The organism is Bacillus sp. RZ2MS9 (assembly GCF_001816185.2).
Lineage (GTDB): Bacteria > Bacillota > Bacilli > Bacillales > Bacillaceae_G > Bacillus_A > Bacillus_A cereus.
Genome location: NZ_CP049978.1, coordinates 1,670,504 through 1,687,677, shown reverse-complemented (window position 1 = coordinate 1,687,677; position 17,174 = coordinate 1,670,504). Strand labels below are relative to the sequence as shown.

The window sequence follows — 17,174 nt, the reverse complement described above, 5'->3', positions numbered from 1 at the left end:
CTACTATTCAATATAGGCAATTTGATCCACAACAATTTCTGGTGCTAATTCACTAATACAAAGTACTTGTGCTTCCACTTGATAACGTTCTAGCAGTCTTACAATCGCAAATCTAAAATCTTTTCTACGTGTTAATAACACTGGTTCTCTTCCCATTAAACGTGCTTGCTTAAAGACGCGCTGCACTTGCTCAACGACACGTGTTTCTAAATCTAAATCCCAGTTTAATAAGTAACCTTGATATGAATTATTCACAACATCCGCATCTAACTCGATTGAATCAGAGAAGAGCGCTGCATATATTTTTCCGTCCGGATTTTTCGCATTTTCACAAATAACTTTTGAAATACATTCACGAACAAATGATGTTACACCATCCACGTGGTTTTGATAAATTTCTTTGCCGTCAATAATACCTTCAATAATTGTTGGTAAATCACGAATAGAAATACCTTCTTTTAGAAGTTGTTTAATAACATTTTGAACAAGTGATAAATCAATTTCTTTTTTCTTAATCTCTTCTAATAGAACGCCATTATCATTTTCAAGCGAGTTAATTAAGTCTTTTACATGTTGGCGCTGAATTAATTCATGAAGATTACGTCTAACGACAACATCTAAATGTGTAATTAATATGCTAAGTGGCTCTAACACTTGATAGCCTTTCATTTGTGCATCTTGCACCATATGCTCTAAAATCCAATATCCATCTTCACCGAAAATTGGATCTTTCGCTGGCTCTGCATCTAAATCAGCCATTACATTCGGTGTTTTCAGTGCTAATAAATAACCTGATTTTAAAACACCTTCAGCCGCCTTCGCACCTTTAATACGAATAATGTAACGTCCGCGTGGCCTAAAGCTCGTATTATCTTTAAAGTTGATTCCAGGAACGTTAATACCAAGGTCAGTAATAATCGACTTCCTCATAAGAACAACTTTATCACGAGCTGTTTCCCCGTTAATTTTCTGCTTTACAAGTGCTGCTAAATCTAAACCGAGTTCTACTATAATTGGATATTTATCCGTAAATACTCCAAATGAATCTTCTACTTGTTGCAGTTGCTCATCTTCGCCTTGGATCATTTCTATTTCTTTTTGAAGCTCGTCTTCTTTTTCTTTCTTTATTCGATTTTTATTACGAATTCCTAAGAAGATAATTGTTCCGCCAACGAGTGCGAATGGTAGAAACGGTAGCGGAGTAAAAATACCCATTGCGATAAATAAACCACCGAGCGCATATACAACGACTTCATGCGCTAATAACTCTTTAAAGATACCTTCTGTTACTGTATCTGGTGAGCCGTCAAATACACGAGTTACGATAATACCTGTTGAAATTGCAAGCATTAGCGATCCAATTTGGTTTACGATTCCGTCACCGACAGTTAGCTGCGTGTAATGAAGAGCCGCATCTGCAAAGCTCATCCCTTGCTGCATCATTCCGACAATTAAACCGAAAATAATGTTTACGAATAAAATGACAATCCCGAAAATAACGTCCCCTTTAATGAACTTTCCGGCACCATCCATCGCTCCATAAAACTCTGTTTCCATATTTAATTTTTTTCGTTTTGCTTGTGCATCTTTTTCTGAAATAATACGCTGGTTTAAATCAGCATCGATAGACATTTGTTTCCCTGGTAAAGAATCAAGTGTAAAACGAGCTGCTACTTCAGCTGTACGAGACGCACCGTTTGCAACGATAAACTGGAATATGATTAATACTGTAAAAATAACGATACCAATTAATAAGTTTCCGCCAATTACGAACTGGCCGAACTCTTCAATAACATGACCTGCATTTCCATCTGTCAAAATCGCTCGCGTCGTCGAAACGTTAATCGATACGCGGAAAATCCCGATTAATAACAACATCGTTGGAAATGACTTTAATTCATCCCACTCGTTAATACTTGTCGCTCGCATATAAATAAGCACTGACATACTTAGTAGAAAAACGATAATGATATCAAGTATAAATGGTGGAAGTGGAATTAAGAGCGCCACTACGAATGACGCTGCTAAAAAGATAGAAAAATAGGTTCTTGCAGACTCTATCTTAAACAAAGAGATCTCCTCCAAACGCGCTATTATACTTCAAGTTCGTTCGTCTGAATTAAATAGCGCATAACTTCAATTACAGCTACGTATAAATCTTCTGGAATCGTCTCATCTTCCTCGACTTGATAATATAAAGAACGAGCAAGCGGACGGTTTTCCACCATTGGTATTTCTTGTTCACGGGCAAGCGTTCGTATATATAATGCGAGCTCATCTTCCCCTTTTGCAACGACAATTGGTGCTGCATCAACGTGTTTATTGTAACGAAGTACGACCGAAATATGAGTCGGGTTGTTTACAATAAACGTTGCGCCATCCATCTTCTTCGCAATTGTTCCTTGCAAGATTGCATGCATAAAGTTTTTTCGTTTCCCTTTAACTTGCGGGTCCCCTTCATTATCTTTATGCTCTTGTTTCACTTCTTCTTTTTTCATCTTAATATCTTGCTCGTACTCCCATTTTTGATAAATGAAATCAATAATAGAAAGAACGATTAAAATAATTAAAATTGCTAAGAAAATAAATTTAATTTGCCTAATAATTTCAGTAAGTGACGCAGTCCAGTTAAATCCAATCATGCTCACGATTTTCTCTAAATTCTTTTTAAAAAGAACGTAAGCGACGTAACCGATTAATCCCATATAAAACAGTGATTTCAAAATATCTACTAAACTTTTACGACTAAACAGTCTCGTGAAATAGTTTTTCGGATTAATACGTGATGCTTTCGGTTTAATGACTTTAGAAGAAAATAGGAACCCGACTTGAATCATATAATTGAATAAATGAAAAGCGTATACGAGTATTAATATCGGAGCCGATACTTTCAGTAATAAAATCCCCATTAAATAAAAATACTCGGTTGAATCTGTATTTTTTCCAATTTGATCAAACAGCACCGCTACGGAATTCGCAATCTCATACCCTAGCCAATCTCCGAAGAAATAAACGACAACTGCTAATACGAGAATGGAAAATAAATTATTTAAATCTTTACTCCGGGCAATATTCCCTTCTTCACGCGATTTTTTACGCTTCTGCGGGGTGGCCTTTTCTGTTTTATTATCCTTTGCCATGCGCGTCCCCCTACTTCGTTAAGAAAAAGTTAAATAGTTTCGTATACTCTTCAAGTAATACATCCGTCATATTTTTAAACACATAACCGAGCATCGGTACACTCATCGCAATAAACAAAATACCGCACGTAATTTTAATTACGTATGCATTCATAAAAACGTTTAATTGCGGAGCGTTTTTTGCAATTAAAATTAGAACAAAGTTAATGATGAATAAACTTCCCATAAGCGGAAGAGCAATTTCAACCGCTGATGTGATCGCAAATAATAGCGTTGCGAGTAGACTATCTAAGAAACTAGTCGTCAACAATTTTGAAATCGCCTCTGTATATTGAAACGACTTTAAAATCGTGGCAACGAAATAATTAATGCCGCCAAGTGAAATAAAAATAATGAGAAAAAATATATCAAAAATGGTTGATAGTAAAGTAGACTGTGAGCCCGCATTTACATCAAACAAACTCGCCTGTGATAAACCGATATCAAAGTCTAAAATATGTCCAGCCATTTTCGGAATGTTCCACAGCATTTCTACAATTTTTGAAAGAGATAATCCAATGACAATTTGCGTCGCTGCATAAGCAGCTACATCCCAAACCGTCTTTATATGAGAAACATCAACTTGATCGGCAACTGTAATCGACAGACCGAGCCCAAATGTAACCTTCGCCATAGCTGGAATAGATCGTCCTGAGAAAAACGGTAAAAAATATAAAAATGAAGTAATGCGGCAAAACGCAAAAAACGTCGCCGCCCATAATTCCATATTCATTTCAGTTCACCTATCTTAGTACGAACGCAATAGCGATGGGATTTTATCAAATAAATCTAAAATAAGCGTCGTTAACTCTTGAAACATCCACGGACCTAAAATGATAATAACGAGGACAATACTCGCCATTTTCGGTAAAAACGTCAGCGTTTGCTCTTGAATTTGCATCATCGCCATAATGACAGCGATGATAATAACGACAATCATACTTACGCCGGCAACCGGCATTAAAATCATAACCCCTTTATAAAAAAAGGTTTGAAAAATATCTATAATTGGTGACGTATTCATTTATATGACTCCTATCACATAGCATCAAACGCTTCAGGCGACCGTTTTAAACATAATGTCGACGATTTTTGTATATCCACCTAAATATACGAAAACGAGTATTTTAAACGGTAAACTTAAAATCATCGGCGGTACCATCATCATCCCGAGGTACATTAAAAGTGTACTAATAATCAAATCTATAAATACAAACGCTAAATAAATGAACATCCCTGTTAGTAAACCTTTTTGAATTTGCGTTAACGTAAAGGATGGTACGAGCGTAAATAGTGAAAGATCTTTCAAATCTTTCGGCAACTCTTCTCCGCGTACTTTCAGCATCATTTTTAAATCATGCTTATACGTATGCTTTGACATATATTCTTTCATAATAGGAGCTGTCGTTTCCGCAGCTTGACTTACTGTTATTTTCTCTTTCGTCATCGGATCCCACACATCGCTCTTCAGTTGCCCGAGTACAGGCTGCATCGTAAAGAGTGATAAAAATAATGCAAGTCCAACAAGCACTTGGTTTGGTGGTAAATTCATTACCCCAAGTCCTTGACGTGTAATCCCAAGAACGATCATAAAATAAGTAAAATGTGTAAATAATAGAACGATAGAAGAAGATAATGATAAAAGGGTAACGAGCGCAAATAGTTGTACACTTGAATTACTCGTAAACTCTTTTCCATTTTCGAAATTAATAAAACCGTTCGGGGCCGCATACGCTGGATTTACAAAAATAATTGAAAAAACGATAGAAAATACGAAAATAACGGCTAATAATGATAACTGTTTCTTTATTCTCATGATGGATCCTCTACTTTTTTCGTTTCAGTCTTTACCGCGTCTTCTAGTGCTTGTTGAAACTGATTTCCTGTTCCGGTTAATTGCACAGACTGCACACCGTTATTACTAATAACAGTGAACACTTGCTTTCCGTCCACTTCAAATAAAAAGGCACTCGTTTGATGATTTAAATACACGCCGTCTTTTACTTGAATATGTCCATTTTCACCCTGCTTAAAAAACTGCTGTTTGCGCGTCTTTTTCGTCATATAATATGCACCGTAACCGAGCGCACCAAACAGTAAAACGACTTGAAATAAGGTCGTCATATACGACATATGACTCCTCCTCTACTCTTTATCTTGCATTTGACTTTGCGCTTTCATAAGCGCCGCTTGTTTTTTATCAGCTTCAATTTCAGAAATGATAATACCGAATTTCTCGTCCATTACGATTGCTTCACCGATGCCGACTTTCATATTACTTAAATACACATCTACTTTATGTCCTAAGTTTTTCTCTACTTCCAGAACATCGCCAACTTTTAACTGCTTTACATCACCAAGTGTAATAGATGACTTTCCAAGCTTTACACCAAGTTCAATCGAAATATCTGAAACAGTATCAATATGTGCTTTGCCTGCTTCATTTCGCTTTCCTGCAAAATCTTCTAATCCCATTAATGACACGGGAGATACTTCATGCTTCATATGGATCCTCCTACTCTACAAAACTTTTAAATAGGAGCGCCTTACGCGTTCCATCTTTTCCAATAAAACAATTAAATTTATGCTTTCCATCTACATAACCAAGTAATTCATCCGAAACTTTCGTATGAAGCGGAATAATATCGCCTTCTTCAATTTGTTCAATCTCACTCATTGTCATTTTCTGCTCACCAATTGCAACGTGAACAGGTTTGTACACTTGATTTACTTTCATTTCCACTTCAGACGTATACTTTTTACGCTTGTCTGAAGAATGTTCGACAATATTTTCAGACGTTAACTTATCCATAATTTCTTCAACAGATAAGAATGGAATTCCGATACGCACCGTCGTATTCCAAAAATCTGTTTTCATATTTACGTTAAGTAATGAAATGATATCGCTCGCTGTCGTAATCTTTAATGCATTCGGATCTGTTTCCGTCGTTACAAATTTCGGTTCAATCGCAACAACACTTTCAAATGATTGCTCTAAATTTTTACAAAGAAGCAAGAATATATTATCAAGCGTTAAAAACTCAAACGCTGTTAACGGTCTGCGCATCGTAAAGTTACGCTTACTATCTCCGCCAAGCCAACATTCATGAATATAAATAACGAATGCTAAATCAATCTCAATAACAATTTCTCCAAGCTCTGGTAAACCGAGATCAATTACGCAATATAAATAATAATCTTTCGGCATTTTCTCCACATATTCACTCGTAAATGGAACTTGCTCAACTGTTGAAGGCTCTAGTTCAATTGGAATACGCATACGCGCTGATAACGTCTGTGACGTCTGTTTTCCAAAAGTAGAAGCAATCGCTTGCAAACTACGTAAATGCTCAACACCGAACTTCTCTGGTCTATTAAAATCATACTCTTGAAATTTCTCTTGCTTTCCTGCTTCTTGTGCGAAAGCTGGCATTTCCTCGCCTTCATTTACCGCCTTCAGCAGGGCATCAATTTGCTCTTGGCTTAATTTTTCGCCACTCATGACAATCCCCTTCCCTACCTTTTCAATTCAACGATTTCAACGTACATTTTTCCATTCTTCGTTAAAATCTTTCCGGTTCCAATCTCTTCATTCTCAAGCATAAGACGCACCGTATTTTTCGTTGAATTTTCAAGACGATACAATGTACCTTTCGTAATATGAAGCAGATCTTCAATTTTCTTTTTCGTATTTCCGATTTCAAAATAAATTGTTAACGGAATATCATCTTGTAATTTCAAATCTAGCCAACTCCCATATCATGTTCACGAAAATTTCATGTTCTCTCTATATATGAAACTTCTTATTTTGAAACGTCGATATTTAATATTTTTTTAATATATCCTTGCGTTTCTTTAAATGGCGGTACGCCTCCGTACTTTCTCACATTCCCAGGACCAGCATTATAAGAAGCAAGTGCCAATACTAAGTCGCCGTTATTTTTCTTTAAATAACCGCTTAACTCTTTCACGCCACCTTCAATACTTTCAGCTGGTGAAAAGGGATTCTTCACACCCATCTCCTTCACATTCGCTGGCATAAGCTGCATAAGCCCCATCGCACCGGCATGTGACACCGTTTTCGGATTGAAATTAGACTCTACTTCAATCATTTTTTGAATTAACGTTTTCGGAATTCCATATGTACGACTTACACGATCAATAATATCCTCATACTTCCCTTCATTGGAAGAACGTATTTTTTGAATATTATACTTCTTCGTTAATTCCCACGTATCAGCAGCCTCATTTTTCGTTTCTGGGAAACGTCGTTCAAACTCTTTTTGCGCAACTTGCACTTCATCTGCTTTCTTCGTTTCAGCCTTTTCTTCAGACTTACTCGCTTCCTCTACTTTATTAATAGTTTCTACGGGTTTATTAACAACCGCTTCTATTTTCGTAGATTGTACCGGCTGACTCATATCTTCTATGTTTGCCGGCTGCGTAGTAGCCTTCGTCTCCTTCGCAGGTTCACTCTGCAACTTCTCTTGAAAACGACTACTAACGAATGCTTGTGGACTACTTAGCTTTTGCTGAATTTGCCCTTTCTTATATGCAAGCACTTCTTTTACTATATTTCCAACTATCATAATATCACCTTTTCGGTAAACAAAGATAATCTAATATTAGAGTTTTTTTTTAAAGTTTGCAATAATCCTTTTAATAATTATGTAATAAAAAAATGAATATATTGTTAAACTGTTATTTTTTTATATTTATTAATTCGAATTTTTAGTTGACACCCGCTATGACAGGGATTACAATAAATCTCGAAATTGATTTTTTCGCATATTACCGTTTTTCAATTTGCAGAAAAGTCAATATAAAAAAATGGGGGTTTCTTAACATGAGAATTAATACAAACATTAACAGCATGCGTACTCAAGAGTACATGCGCCAAAACCAAGCTAAAATGAGCAACGCTATGGACCGTTTATCAAGCGGTAAGCGTATCAACAACGCTTCTGATGATGCAGCAGGTCTTGCAATCGCAACTCGTATGCGTGCACGTGAAAACGGCTTAGGAGTAGCTGCTAACAACACTCAAGACGGTATGTCATTAATCCGTACAGCTGACTCAGCAATGAACTCAGTATCTAACATCTTACTTCGTATGCGTGACCTTGCAAACCAATCTGCAAATGGTACGAATACAGATAAAAACCAAGCAGCCTTAAATAAAGAATTCAGTGCTTTAAAACAACAAATTGATTACATCTCGACAAATACTGAATTCAACGATAAAAAACTATTAGATGGTTCAAATGAAACTATCGCAATTCAAACGTTGGATAACGCTGATACAAACAAACAGATGAATATTCAATTAGCTAACGTTTCTACAGAGGCACTAAAGCTTAATAAATTAGATATTGAAGGAACTACTGCAGAAACCTTAAAAATGACAGATGCAGATATTTCAGCACTTGGTACTGCACATACTGCTACAAAATCTGCTGCAGATGCTTTAAAGGGTATAGATAAAGATTCTGTTGATCCTGATGACTTAAAAGGTGCTATCGCTAACGTAGCAAGCTTCAAAGCAGGATTTGATAAAGTAAAAGGATTCTTAGGTTCTACAGAAGTTGAAAATATCGAAAAAGCATTAGCAAAATTTGATGCTCCTGCTGGTCAAACACTTGCTAATGCAAAAGCAATTGGTGATGCACTTACAACTGATACATCTGCATTTAAAAAAGATAGTACTTATACAAAAGAGACATCAGATGCTTCTACTGCAATTGCGTCAATTGATGCTGCATTAGAAAGTATCGCATCTAACCGTGCAACTCTAGGTGCTACATTAAACCGTCTTGACTTTAACGTAAACAACCTGAAGAGCCAATCTTCTTCTATGGCTTCAGCTGCTTCTCAAATCGAAGACGCTGACATGGCGAAAGAAATGTCTGAAATGACTAAGTTCAAAATCTTGAACGAAGCTGGTATCAGCATGCTTTCTCAAGCAAACCAAACTCCACAAATGGTTTCTAAATTATTACAATAAGCCATTTGAGTTAGTTTCCTGAATAAACCTCTCTGCTTGCAGAGAGGTTTATTTTTTCTATATAGATAGATTGAAAGATTTTTTTTAGCTTAAAGAGAAGCTCTAGCCATATTTAGTAGCGGTCAGGGCCTATTTTATTCTCGTTCCGTGTATGAAAACAAAAAGATAAAGTGAGCATAAGTCTCTTTTTCTCTTCATAACCGTTTATTAGCTTTAGAACACTGACTATATCAATCTATAAGGAGTGTCTATTATGCGTATTGGTACGAATGTTTTAAGTATGAATGCTAGGCAGTCGTTGTATGAGAATGAAAAACGTATGAATGTGTCAATGGAGCATTTGGCGACTGGTAAGAAGTTGAACAACGCTTTGGATAATCCCGCTAATGTTGCAGTTGTGACTCGTATGCATGCGAGAGCAAGTGGTATGCGCGTGGCGATTCGTAATAATGAGGATGCGATATCGATGCTTCGCACGGCGGAAGCTGCACTTCAAACTGTTACGAATATTTTGCAGCACATGCGTGATTTGGCCGTTCAATCCTCAAACGGTACAAATTCGAATAAAAACCGTTATTCGCTGAATAAAGAGTTTCAATCTTTAACAGAACAAATTGGCTATATTGGCGAGACGACTAAGTTTAATGATTTATCCGTATTTGACGGTCAAAACCGCCCTATTACATTAGACGATATCGGTCATACAATAAATATGACGAAACATATTCCCCCTTCCCCTACACAACATGACATCAAGATTTCAACGGAACAAGAAGCAAGAGCGGCAATTCGTAAAATCGAAGAGGCTTTGCAAAGTGTGTCACTTCATCGTGCCGACCTTGGTGCAATGATAAATCGTTTACAGTTTAATATTGAAAATTTAAATAATCAAAGTATGGCGTTAACAGATGCTGCATCTCGAATTGAAGATGCAGACATGGCGCAGGAGATGAGTGATTTTTTAAAGTTCAAACTATTGACTGAAGTTGCAATTAGTATGGTTTCACAAGCGAACCAAATTCCGCAAATGGTCTCTAAACTACTACAATTATAAAAATGAATCTTCCTTCTTTGGAACGATTCCATACAAAACAAAAGGGAAATACATATAAACTATGTATCTCCCTTTTATTTTGTACCCAAATTTTATTACTGTGTTACCGTCATAACTTGTCCGCTACGGTCAACCATTATTTTCATTTTTCCGTCTTGTGCATTATATAGCCCGAGTTTATGTAATTCCATTTTACAATCTTGTACGAAAGTTGGTAATTTACGAATTTGATCAATATCAGAACTTGTAATGAAATGAATTAAAAGCTGCGTCATGCCTTTAATATCTTGTACAAGCTCTTCTTTCTCTCGTTTTAGCCTTTCATTTTCTAGTTGTAACGACTGCAATTCACCTTCTAGACTACGTGTATTCTTTGCTTCTCTAGAACGCCCTGCTGCCATGCTAGAAAGCTTATAAATACCTTCCATAAACTGATGTAGTTCGTCTTCTTTCCTTTCACTACATTGATTAATTGTTTCAAAGTTATCAACGATACCAGATATAACTGTTACAAGATTTTTTTCATCCTCTTTATGCTGGATTTCTTCTTTTAATTCGTACTCGTTTTCTTGTTTTCTTGCAACGATTGTCTCTTTTACTGGTATATATTTTCGCTTTCGTCCTGGTTTTTGTTTTTCAATATTTTCAAACGGTATTTCACGTTTTTTCAATTTATAATACGTATTTTGCAATTGACTTTCTGTTTTTGGAAAAAGATTTAGTTCATTTTTACTTACGTATTTTGAAATATTTAAAATGTTTAACCCGTGACGTTGACAAAATTGATACACTTCATACAGTAGCTCTAGTTCAGACTTCAGCCATGTAATTGCTGATTTTTCATATGCTCGCATCCCGCCATTTTTTTCTATATCTATTTGAAATAATACCATTCTATTATGTAAATCAACTAACTCTTCATACTTTACTTGGAATTCTTTTTCTATTTTTTTTAATTCCGCTTCTAGTTGCATATCGTTCATTTTATTATTTGACATGTTTTGTAAAAGACCTAATACATTAATTGCTGTGTGGTGATGCATAATCTGTGCCACTCCCCCTCATCCTTTCACAATTCTCATCTGACTCCCATGTCTTTTAAGAAAATAGCAATTTTTACATATCCATATTATAACAGTTCGAAATTATCTGTCAAATAATAAACATACAAAAATGTATAGAAAGTATAAAAATTTGGAAAATGTTTTTTATTAATATGCAAAATTGCATATTAATTACATTTAATTATATTATATGGTATTTCGAATGTTTTTTCACCGAAAAAATTTGCGTTACCACGAAATATTACTAAAATAACAATCGAAAATACGTTTGCTTATATTTTTAAATCAAAAATCTTCAAATGAAGAATTTTCATACATACAGCACCAAACACCCCAGAAACCTTTCATTTTTCTACCAGCTTAAAGTATAGAATACTAAAAAGGAATTAGCCATATGTAGCATTGGCTAATTCCTTCCTCTCTCTAACAGAATAGAGTTATAAACCCAGTCTTCAAATCCTCAATCAAAGTCTCACTTCTTCTTACCTAAAACTACTTCATACCTCTGAACTCACATCGCATGAGACTCTATTAAGCACTGAAAAACTTCCTTACATAAGTAGTTCCTCTATTCCTACTAAATAGAAAAATGTTATACACCAGCTCTTCTACTTACCTATAACCACTCCATATATCTGATCTCAACATCGCATAGGGCTCTATTAAGCACTGACCGCTCAACACTTGGCTAGAGCTTCTATTCCGGCTAAATAGAAGCTTTTAAAGCACTAACTTATCAACTAAACCAATTAGCTCTTGAATATCTGGCTTACTTACTTGGGCATTTGCTCCTACAGCTTCACCTTTATGGAATAATTCATTTGTAATTAATGAAGAGAAAATAATGACTGGTAAACGATTCATTACTTCACTATCCTTAACCACTTTCGTTAAATGATGTCCATCCATTTTTGGCATTTCAATATCCGTAATTAGCAAGTGAATATGCTCAAACATTTTTTCGCCTTGCTCTTTCGCTAATTTTTCAATTTGCGCTAACGCTTCTGCACCATTGCTGAAGAAGTTCATTTTTGTATATCCAGCTGATGATAATGTTTCTTCTAATATTTGGCGAAGCATCGCTGAATCTTCTGCAATGTAAATTACTTTTTCAGCTCGATCTGTTTTTTGTTCTAACCCTGCAATTGATTTATTGTCATAACCAGTGCCGCTAATTTCACATACAATTTTTTCATAATCTAATAATAAGATGATTTTTCCATCTAGTTTTACAATACCAGATGTCGTTTCTTCTAGTCCCATAGATAATGAAGCTGGTTCATCAATTTGTTCCCACGAAATACGTTGAATACGATGTACTTCATCCACGCGGAAAATAACTTTCATTTGGTTTAATTCTGAGATGATAAATTTCGTTTGATCAAGTGGCTTTGTTGACTTTAAATTAAGAGCCATTGCCAAGTTAATAACAGGTAAAATTTCACCACGTACTTGAACAACACCTTCAACTGCATGATGAGATTCTGGCACAGTTGTAACAGGGAATGGATTAATGATTTCACGTACTTTCATAACATTAATACTAAATAGGTTTTCACCAACAGTATACGTAACAATCTCTAATTCATTTGTTCCGCTTTCTAATAAAATACTTTGTGCTTGTGACATAAAGGTGTCGCTCCCCTTCCATTAATTCCGTATATCTAATTATTAAGCTTTATAAAAGAGAAAAAGTCAACTACCTATATAAAAAATATAGATAGTCGAACGATTCATTTTATTAAAAAACAATTAATCTTGTATAAACGAAGCAAGTGCTTCTAATAACACTTCTTGCGCTCCTACAATTTCTGTCGGCATTGCTTCCCATTTTTTCGAAAGCTCCGTCTCTACTCTTATTCTCAGCTCAGAATTCATTTCTGCTAGCACATATTCTTTCGTTGCTATATCAACATCAAGTAGCGCGAGTGCATATAATTCCGGGTCATTTATTTTTTCGAATAATCGCTTTAATACTACCGGTGCTATATGTTTTAATTTTTCAATATGAATTTCCTTATCCGAAAATAGTAACTCATATTGAATAAACGTAACATTTTCTTTAATCACTTTAAAATAACAATTATTTTTTTTATCATTCACAAAATAACCGTTTGGATCTGCGATAATACTTTCTACTTTACGAATTAAATCTGGCAAACTATTCGCCGCCATTACAGTCCGCTGCTCAACCTCACTCGGCGAAATGAATGTAACGCGATACTTATTTTGCGCCATCCTCCTCACCTCTCCTTTTATAAAAATCTATTGTCACATACTATCCAGAAGGCACTGTCCTACTATGAAATGATTATCTCATCCCCAACTATCTCAGTACGCCTCCATAGCTCTATTCTTACAACTAGGAGCTCTTCTGGACCATAACTGTTTATCCACACTAAACTTTGCTTACCTCTTTTTATACTACCCTAGTAACTCTCCATACCTTTGTCCTTACACACCAGTCGAGGCCCTATTAGGCACTAACCGCTCAAAAACAACGCTGGGTCCTCTCGTCAACCCTAAAAAGAGCTTTTTAGATCTTTTTAAGAACTTTTCAATAACTCTATGTTATTAAACCAAAACGCTATCTGCTGATCCGTAATATCAGGCAACATAACAAAAAACTCACGACACTTCATCTCATCCTTAAACAGTTGATACTTCCAAACACTATCGCTACCAACACTTATGAAATAAAACTCATGGATACGGCCAATGATTGCTTGTTTTTCGCCAAATGAATACGGTGGCACTTGCTTAATTTCAAATTGATCTGGTAAATATACATGCTCTTCTCGTTCTATTTTTAATACTTGCTCGGCAAGTTCACGTTTATTTTCGAAAAAAGGCAATTGTAAAATTCGCTCTTGTCTTGTCATACGAATAAAAAACCCTTTCTACTCCATTACATTTTTTCCATGCGATATATTATCTAATTAAGTTTACAACTTCATTTAATACTTCATCTGAAACTTTAATTACTTTCGCATTTCCTTGGAATCCGCGTTGGTATAACATTAAGTCAACGAATTCTACAGATAAATCTACGTTAGCACCTTCTTGTGCACCACCGCGTACTTTACCTGCACCGTTTTGACCAGATGTACCAAGAGCTAAAATACCTGTTGTATTCGTCGCCGTATAGTTACCATTACCTGTTTTCATTAGTCCACCTTCGTTCGGGAACATCGCAACAGCTAATTGGCCTGCAGATTTCATACTTCCATCAGAATATTTTACCATTACGTATCCACCGTCAGCAATGAAGCAATCTTTAACCGTCGCTGCTGCTCTACCATCTACGTCTGTTACTGATAATGTTTTATCTGTTGGATGATTTGTTAAATGGCTTAAGTCTAATTTTATAGAGCCGCCATCAAATGGAATATTAGCTCCTTGCTCTTTCGGATTTGGATTTCCAACAGCATCAAATGTCATATTACCACCTGCACCTGGAACATCTTTAAACTCTGTTTCTTTTTTCGAGTCATTACGCATTTGTACTTTATATGTATAATTATGTTCGCTCGTTTGTTTAAACTCTACACGCATTGTCCATGTATTCCCTGCATTATCATATACAGGTAAATCTTGTGTGATTTGTTTTTCACCAGTTGGAATATTCCCTTTAATGGTCCCTTTCGATGTTCGAATACCACCAATTGCTGTTCCCATTGGAATTTGCAACGGTCCTGGAATTCCAGATAAATCAACTTCACCAGTTGCCTCATTTGCAGGGTATGCAAATACGTATTGACCTTCAGTATTCGTAATATAGTAATCTGAAGATATCCCAAACGTGCCTTTACGAGTAAATTCCATATTTCCGCCTTTTGAATCACCTACAACGAAGAAACCATTACCTTCCATTGCGGCTTGTGTTTTGCCACCTGTTAACGTAATTGTACCATCACTATAATCCGTAACAGTACCACTCATTTTCACACCGTTACCAATACTTTTCGGATTCGTTCCTGCGTATTTACCGTCACCTTTTGCACCAATCGAATTGTTATATAGTAAATCATCAAACATTGCTTTTTGTTTTTTATAACCTACTGTTTGTGCATTGGCAATATTATTTGAAGTTACACTTAATGCATTTTGTGTTGCATTCATCCCTGTAATACTTGTATATAACGCTTTAATCATAACGTATGGACACTCCTTATGAATTTGTATTTTTTACTTCTTCAGTTACTTTTTGATCGTCTTTCTTTGCGTCTTCTGGATTTGTTTCCCCAATCGGTTTATCAGACACTCTCTCAACGAAACGAAGAGAGACAACTTTATTATTAATAACGAGCTGTACATCGTTATTTTCCGCAAGACGAACCGTTTCTACTTGACCGGTTACTTTGTTTCCGTCACCGTCAACACCTCTTACGTATTTCCCTAAAAACTTCATTCCACCATCAAGTGCTGTTGAATACATCGTTGATTGCAGCTTATCTACTGCTTTCGTCATATTCTGTACTTGTTCCATAAGAGATAACTGCGCTGTCTGATTCATCATTTGATTCATATCCATCGCATTAAATGGATCTTGATGTTGGAAACTTGATAAAAACAATTTTAAGAAATCATCTTTCCCCATTACCCCAGGAGTCTTTTGCGCTCCTGCTGAAACTCCATTACTTTGTTGCACTGGCGATTGTACACCATTAACAGGTACATTACTTTTTTGCGCTCCTGCTTGTAACGGAATATGATTTGTACTCGTTGTATTTAATCCAACTGTTGGCACGCTTTATTCCTCCAATAATCCCGCAAATTCTGTTGATTGTTGTTTTTCATGATTTGTATTTGCTAATTTCTGTTTTTGCCTTTGGTCTTGTTCTCGCTGTTCTTTGCGATTTTCATCTTTATCTGAATAGCTAATTTGAATATTGATTTCTTTTTCTTTTAACTTTAATCTCAATTCATCAAAAATGATTTCAACACGTTTTTTCGCATCGTGTTTTTCCATTTCTACGTGAACGTCAATTTGATCTCCGTGTTTTTTCATAAGCACTGTTAATGTACCAAGTTTTTCTGGATTTAACTGGAATAAAACACGTTCTTGTTTCACTACAAATTTTTGCAACGCTTCTACTTGCGCTTCCATTTTCTTTCCTAAGTCAGGTAATGAAACTTTCTCAGCACCACTATTTGATTTCCCTACTTGTTCGGTACTCGTCGTTTTATTTAATAATTCTGCACCTGCAGAGCTCGAATCGTTTAATGCATCAACTTCTGGCAACTCTACCTTTGTATCATCGCTCTCAAGTTTCGGAAGATCTACGTCTTTAAACTCTTCTTGTTCCTTTGCAATATTACAAGTTTCTGTTTCTACAACCTTCAATGCTTGCATCGTTTGCTCTGGCATCTTCATTTTGTCTAATACCATTTGCATTGTATCTTCTAAACATATGGCATTTTTGATATTCATATTTGAAAGAAGTTCTTGTAATTGTTGTAATTCAGCTGCAGGTAATTCATTAAGTTTAATATTGCCATATTCTTTATATAGCTCTTGTATTTTTTGTATGTATTGATATAACAATTCCGGCTGCACATGTAATTGCTCAATTGCAACCATTTGCTCAGATACAGCTAATAACAACTGTTCTGTCTCTTTTTTTTCTTCTTTCTTTACAATAGGTTCTTCTTCCGTTACCGATTTTTTAGAAAGAATATAATCTTTTCTCTCTTCTTTTGGTGCTTCTTCTCGTTTCATTTTCTCCGTTTGCGGCTGTTTTTTATTTTCCATTCTCATCGTACGATCGAATGAAGAATCTTCATTTTTTGATTGTACTTCTAGCCCTTTTTCTTTTTGCGGAGGTAAACTTTGTTGCACCGGTAATACAGACTGTATCACTACATTCACC

General features: G+C 35.7%; 19 protein-coding genes. 2 read left to right on the top strand and 17 right to left on the bottom strand.

What is annotated here, in order from left to right:
* Positions 1 to 3 precede the first annotated feature (3 nt).
* The 10 genes from flhA to BHV55_RS08705 all read right to left on the bottom strand — a co-directional run bounded on the left by flhA (position 4) and on the right by BHV55_RS08705 (position 7,768).
* Entirely contained in the window at positions 4 to 2,070 is a 2,067-nt protein-coding gene (gene flhA / locus BHV55_RS08750) for a flagellar biosynthesis protein FlhA (protein ID WP_000472585.1), read from the bottom strand.
* Positions 2,071 to 2,093: 23 nt separating this feature from the next.
* Positions 2,094 to 3,140: a flagellar type III secretion system protein FlhB gene (flhB, locus tag BHV55_RS08745; RefSeq protein ID WP_001040114.1), complete on the bottom strand. Its 1,047-nt coding sequence runs from the start codon at positions 3,138 to 3,140 to the stop codon at positions 2,094 to 2,096.
* A 10-nt stretch (positions 3,141 to 3,150) separates the two neighbouring features.
* The gene (locus BHV55_RS08740; RefSeq protein ID WP_001055702.1) at positions 3,151 to 3,912 is read right to left on the bottom strand and encodes a flagellar biosynthetic protein FliR; all 762 of its coding nucleotides are present in this window, start codon (positions 3,910 to 3,912) and stop codon (positions 3,151 to 3,153) included.
* A 15-nt stretch (positions 3,913 to 3,927) separates the two neighbouring features.
* Positions 3,928 to 4,203, bottom strand: a complete 276-nt coding sequence (locus BHV55_RS08735; protein ID WP_001098085.1) for a flagellar biosynthetic protein FliQ — start codon at positions 4,201 to 4,203, stop codon at positions 3,928 to 3,930.
* 33 nt (positions 4,204 to 4,236) lie between these two features.
* Entirely contained in the window at positions 4,237 to 4,995 is a 759-nt protein-coding gene (locus tag BHV55_RS08730) for a flagellar type III secretion system pore protein FliP (protein WP_001220582.1), read from the bottom strand.
* The gene (locus tag BHV55_RS08725; RefSeq protein ID WP_000121178.1) at positions 4,992 to 5,312 is read right to left on the bottom strand and encodes a hypothetical protein; all 321 of its coding nucleotides are present in this window, start codon (positions 5,310 to 5,312) and stop codon (positions 4,992 to 4,994) included. The genes BHV55_RS08730 and BHV55_RS08725 overlap by 4 nt, the downstream gene beginning before the upstream one ends.
* 12 nt (positions 5,313 to 5,324) lie before the next feature.
* The gene (gene fliN, locus BHV55_RS08720; RefSeq protein ID WP_000680010.1) at positions 5,325 to 5,684 is read right to left on the bottom strand and encodes a flagellar motor switch protein FliN; all 360 of its coding nucleotides are present in this window, start codon (positions 5,682 to 5,684) and stop codon (positions 5,325 to 5,327) included.
* A gap of 10 nt (positions 5,685 to 5,694) precedes the next feature.
* Positions 5,695 to 6,681: a flagellar motor switch protein FliM gene (fliM, locus tag BHV55_RS08715; protein ID WP_000012356.1), complete on the bottom strand. Its 987-nt coding sequence runs from the start codon at positions 6,679 to 6,681 to the stop codon at positions 5,695 to 5,697.
* Positions 6,682 to 6,695: 14 nt separating this feature from the next.
* A complete protein-coding gene (locus BHV55_RS08710; RefSeq protein ID WP_000775712.1) occupies positions 6,696 to 6,920 on the bottom strand; it encodes a flagellar motor switch protein FliN in 225 nt (74 codons plus the stop codon).
* 62 nt (positions 6,921 to 6,982) lie between these two features.
* Positions 6,983 to 7,768 (bottom strand): lytic transglycosylase domain-containing protein, encoded by a 786-nt coding sequence (locus tag BHV55_RS08705; RefSeq protein ID WP_070757113.1) that lies wholly within the window; start codon positions 7,766 to 7,768, stop codon positions 6,983 to 6,985.
* A gap of 257 nt (positions 7,769 to 8,025) precedes the next feature.
* Here BHV55_RS08705 and BHV55_RS08700 point away from each other — a divergent pair, with 257 nt between their 5' ends.
* Positions 8,026 to 9,183, top strand: a complete 1,158-nt coding sequence (locus tag BHV55_RS08700) for a flagellin N-terminal helical domain-containing protein (RefSeq protein ID WP_070757114.1) — start codon at positions 8,026 to 8,028, stop codon at positions 9,181 to 9,183.
* Positions 9,184 to 9,436: 253 nt separating this feature from the next.
* Complete coding sequence (locus BHV55_RS08695) at positions 9,437 to 10,237, top strand: flagellin N-terminal helical domain-containing protein (protein WP_070757115.1); 801 nt, start codon at positions 9,437 to 9,439, stop codon at positions 10,235 to 10,237.
* 95 nt (positions 10,238 to 10,332) lie between these two features.
* On the opposite strand, the gene BHV55_RS08690 is transcribed toward BHV55_RS08695, so the two are convergent.
* The 7 genes from BHV55_RS08690 to BHV55_RS08660 all read right to left on the bottom strand — a co-directional run bounded on the left by BHV55_RS08690 (position 10,333) and on the right by BHV55_RS08660 (position 17,164).
* On the bottom strand, positions 10,333 to 11,280 hold the full coding sequence (locus tag BHV55_RS08690; RefSeq protein WP_070757116.1) for a DNA-binding domain-containing protein: 948 nt from the start codon (positions 11,278 to 11,280) through the stop codon (positions 10,333 to 10,335).
* 741 nt (positions 11,281 to 12,021) lie between these two features.
* Positions 12,022 to 12,930, bottom strand: coding sequence for a chemotaxis protein (locus BHV55_RS08685; protein ID WP_000075943.1), 909 nt, complete (start codon positions 12,928 to 12,930; stop codon positions 12,022 to 12,024).
* A 123-nt stretch (positions 12,931 to 13,053) separates the two neighbouring features.
* Positions 13,054 to 13,539, bottom strand: a complete 486-nt coding sequence (locus BHV55_RS08680; protein WP_000068301.1) for a hypothetical protein — start codon at positions 13,537 to 13,539, stop codon at positions 13,054 to 13,056.
* Positions 13,540 to 13,847: 308 nt separating this feature from the next.
* Complete coding sequence (locus tag BHV55_RS08675; RefSeq protein ID WP_016122222.1) at positions 13,848 to 14,183, bottom strand: DUF3964 family protein; 336 nt, start codon at positions 14,181 to 14,183, stop codon at positions 13,848 to 13,850.
* Positions 14,184 to 14,232: 49 nt separating this feature from the next.
* A complete protein-coding gene (locus tag BHV55_RS08670) occupies positions 14,233 to 15,456 on the bottom strand; it encodes a flagellar hook protein FlgE (RefSeq protein WP_000588321.1) in 1,224 nt (407 codons plus the stop codon).
* Between the two features lie 16 nt (positions 15,457 to 15,472).
* Positions 15,473 to 16,051 (bottom strand): flagellar hook assembly protein FlgD, encoded by a 579-nt coding sequence (locus tag BHV55_RS08665; RefSeq protein WP_001143460.1) that lies wholly within the window; start codon positions 16,049 to 16,051, stop codon positions 15,473 to 15,475.
* A 3-nt stretch (positions 16,052 to 16,054) separates the two neighbouring features.
* Positions 16,055 to 17,164 carry a flagellar hook-length control protein FliK gene (locus BHV55_RS08660; protein WP_070757117.1) on the bottom strand — a complete coding sequence of 370 codons (1,110 nt, stop codon included), beginning with the start codon at positions 17,162 to 17,164 and terminating at the stop codon, positions 16,055 to 16,057.
* Positions 17,165 to 17,174: the final 10 nt, after the last annotated feature.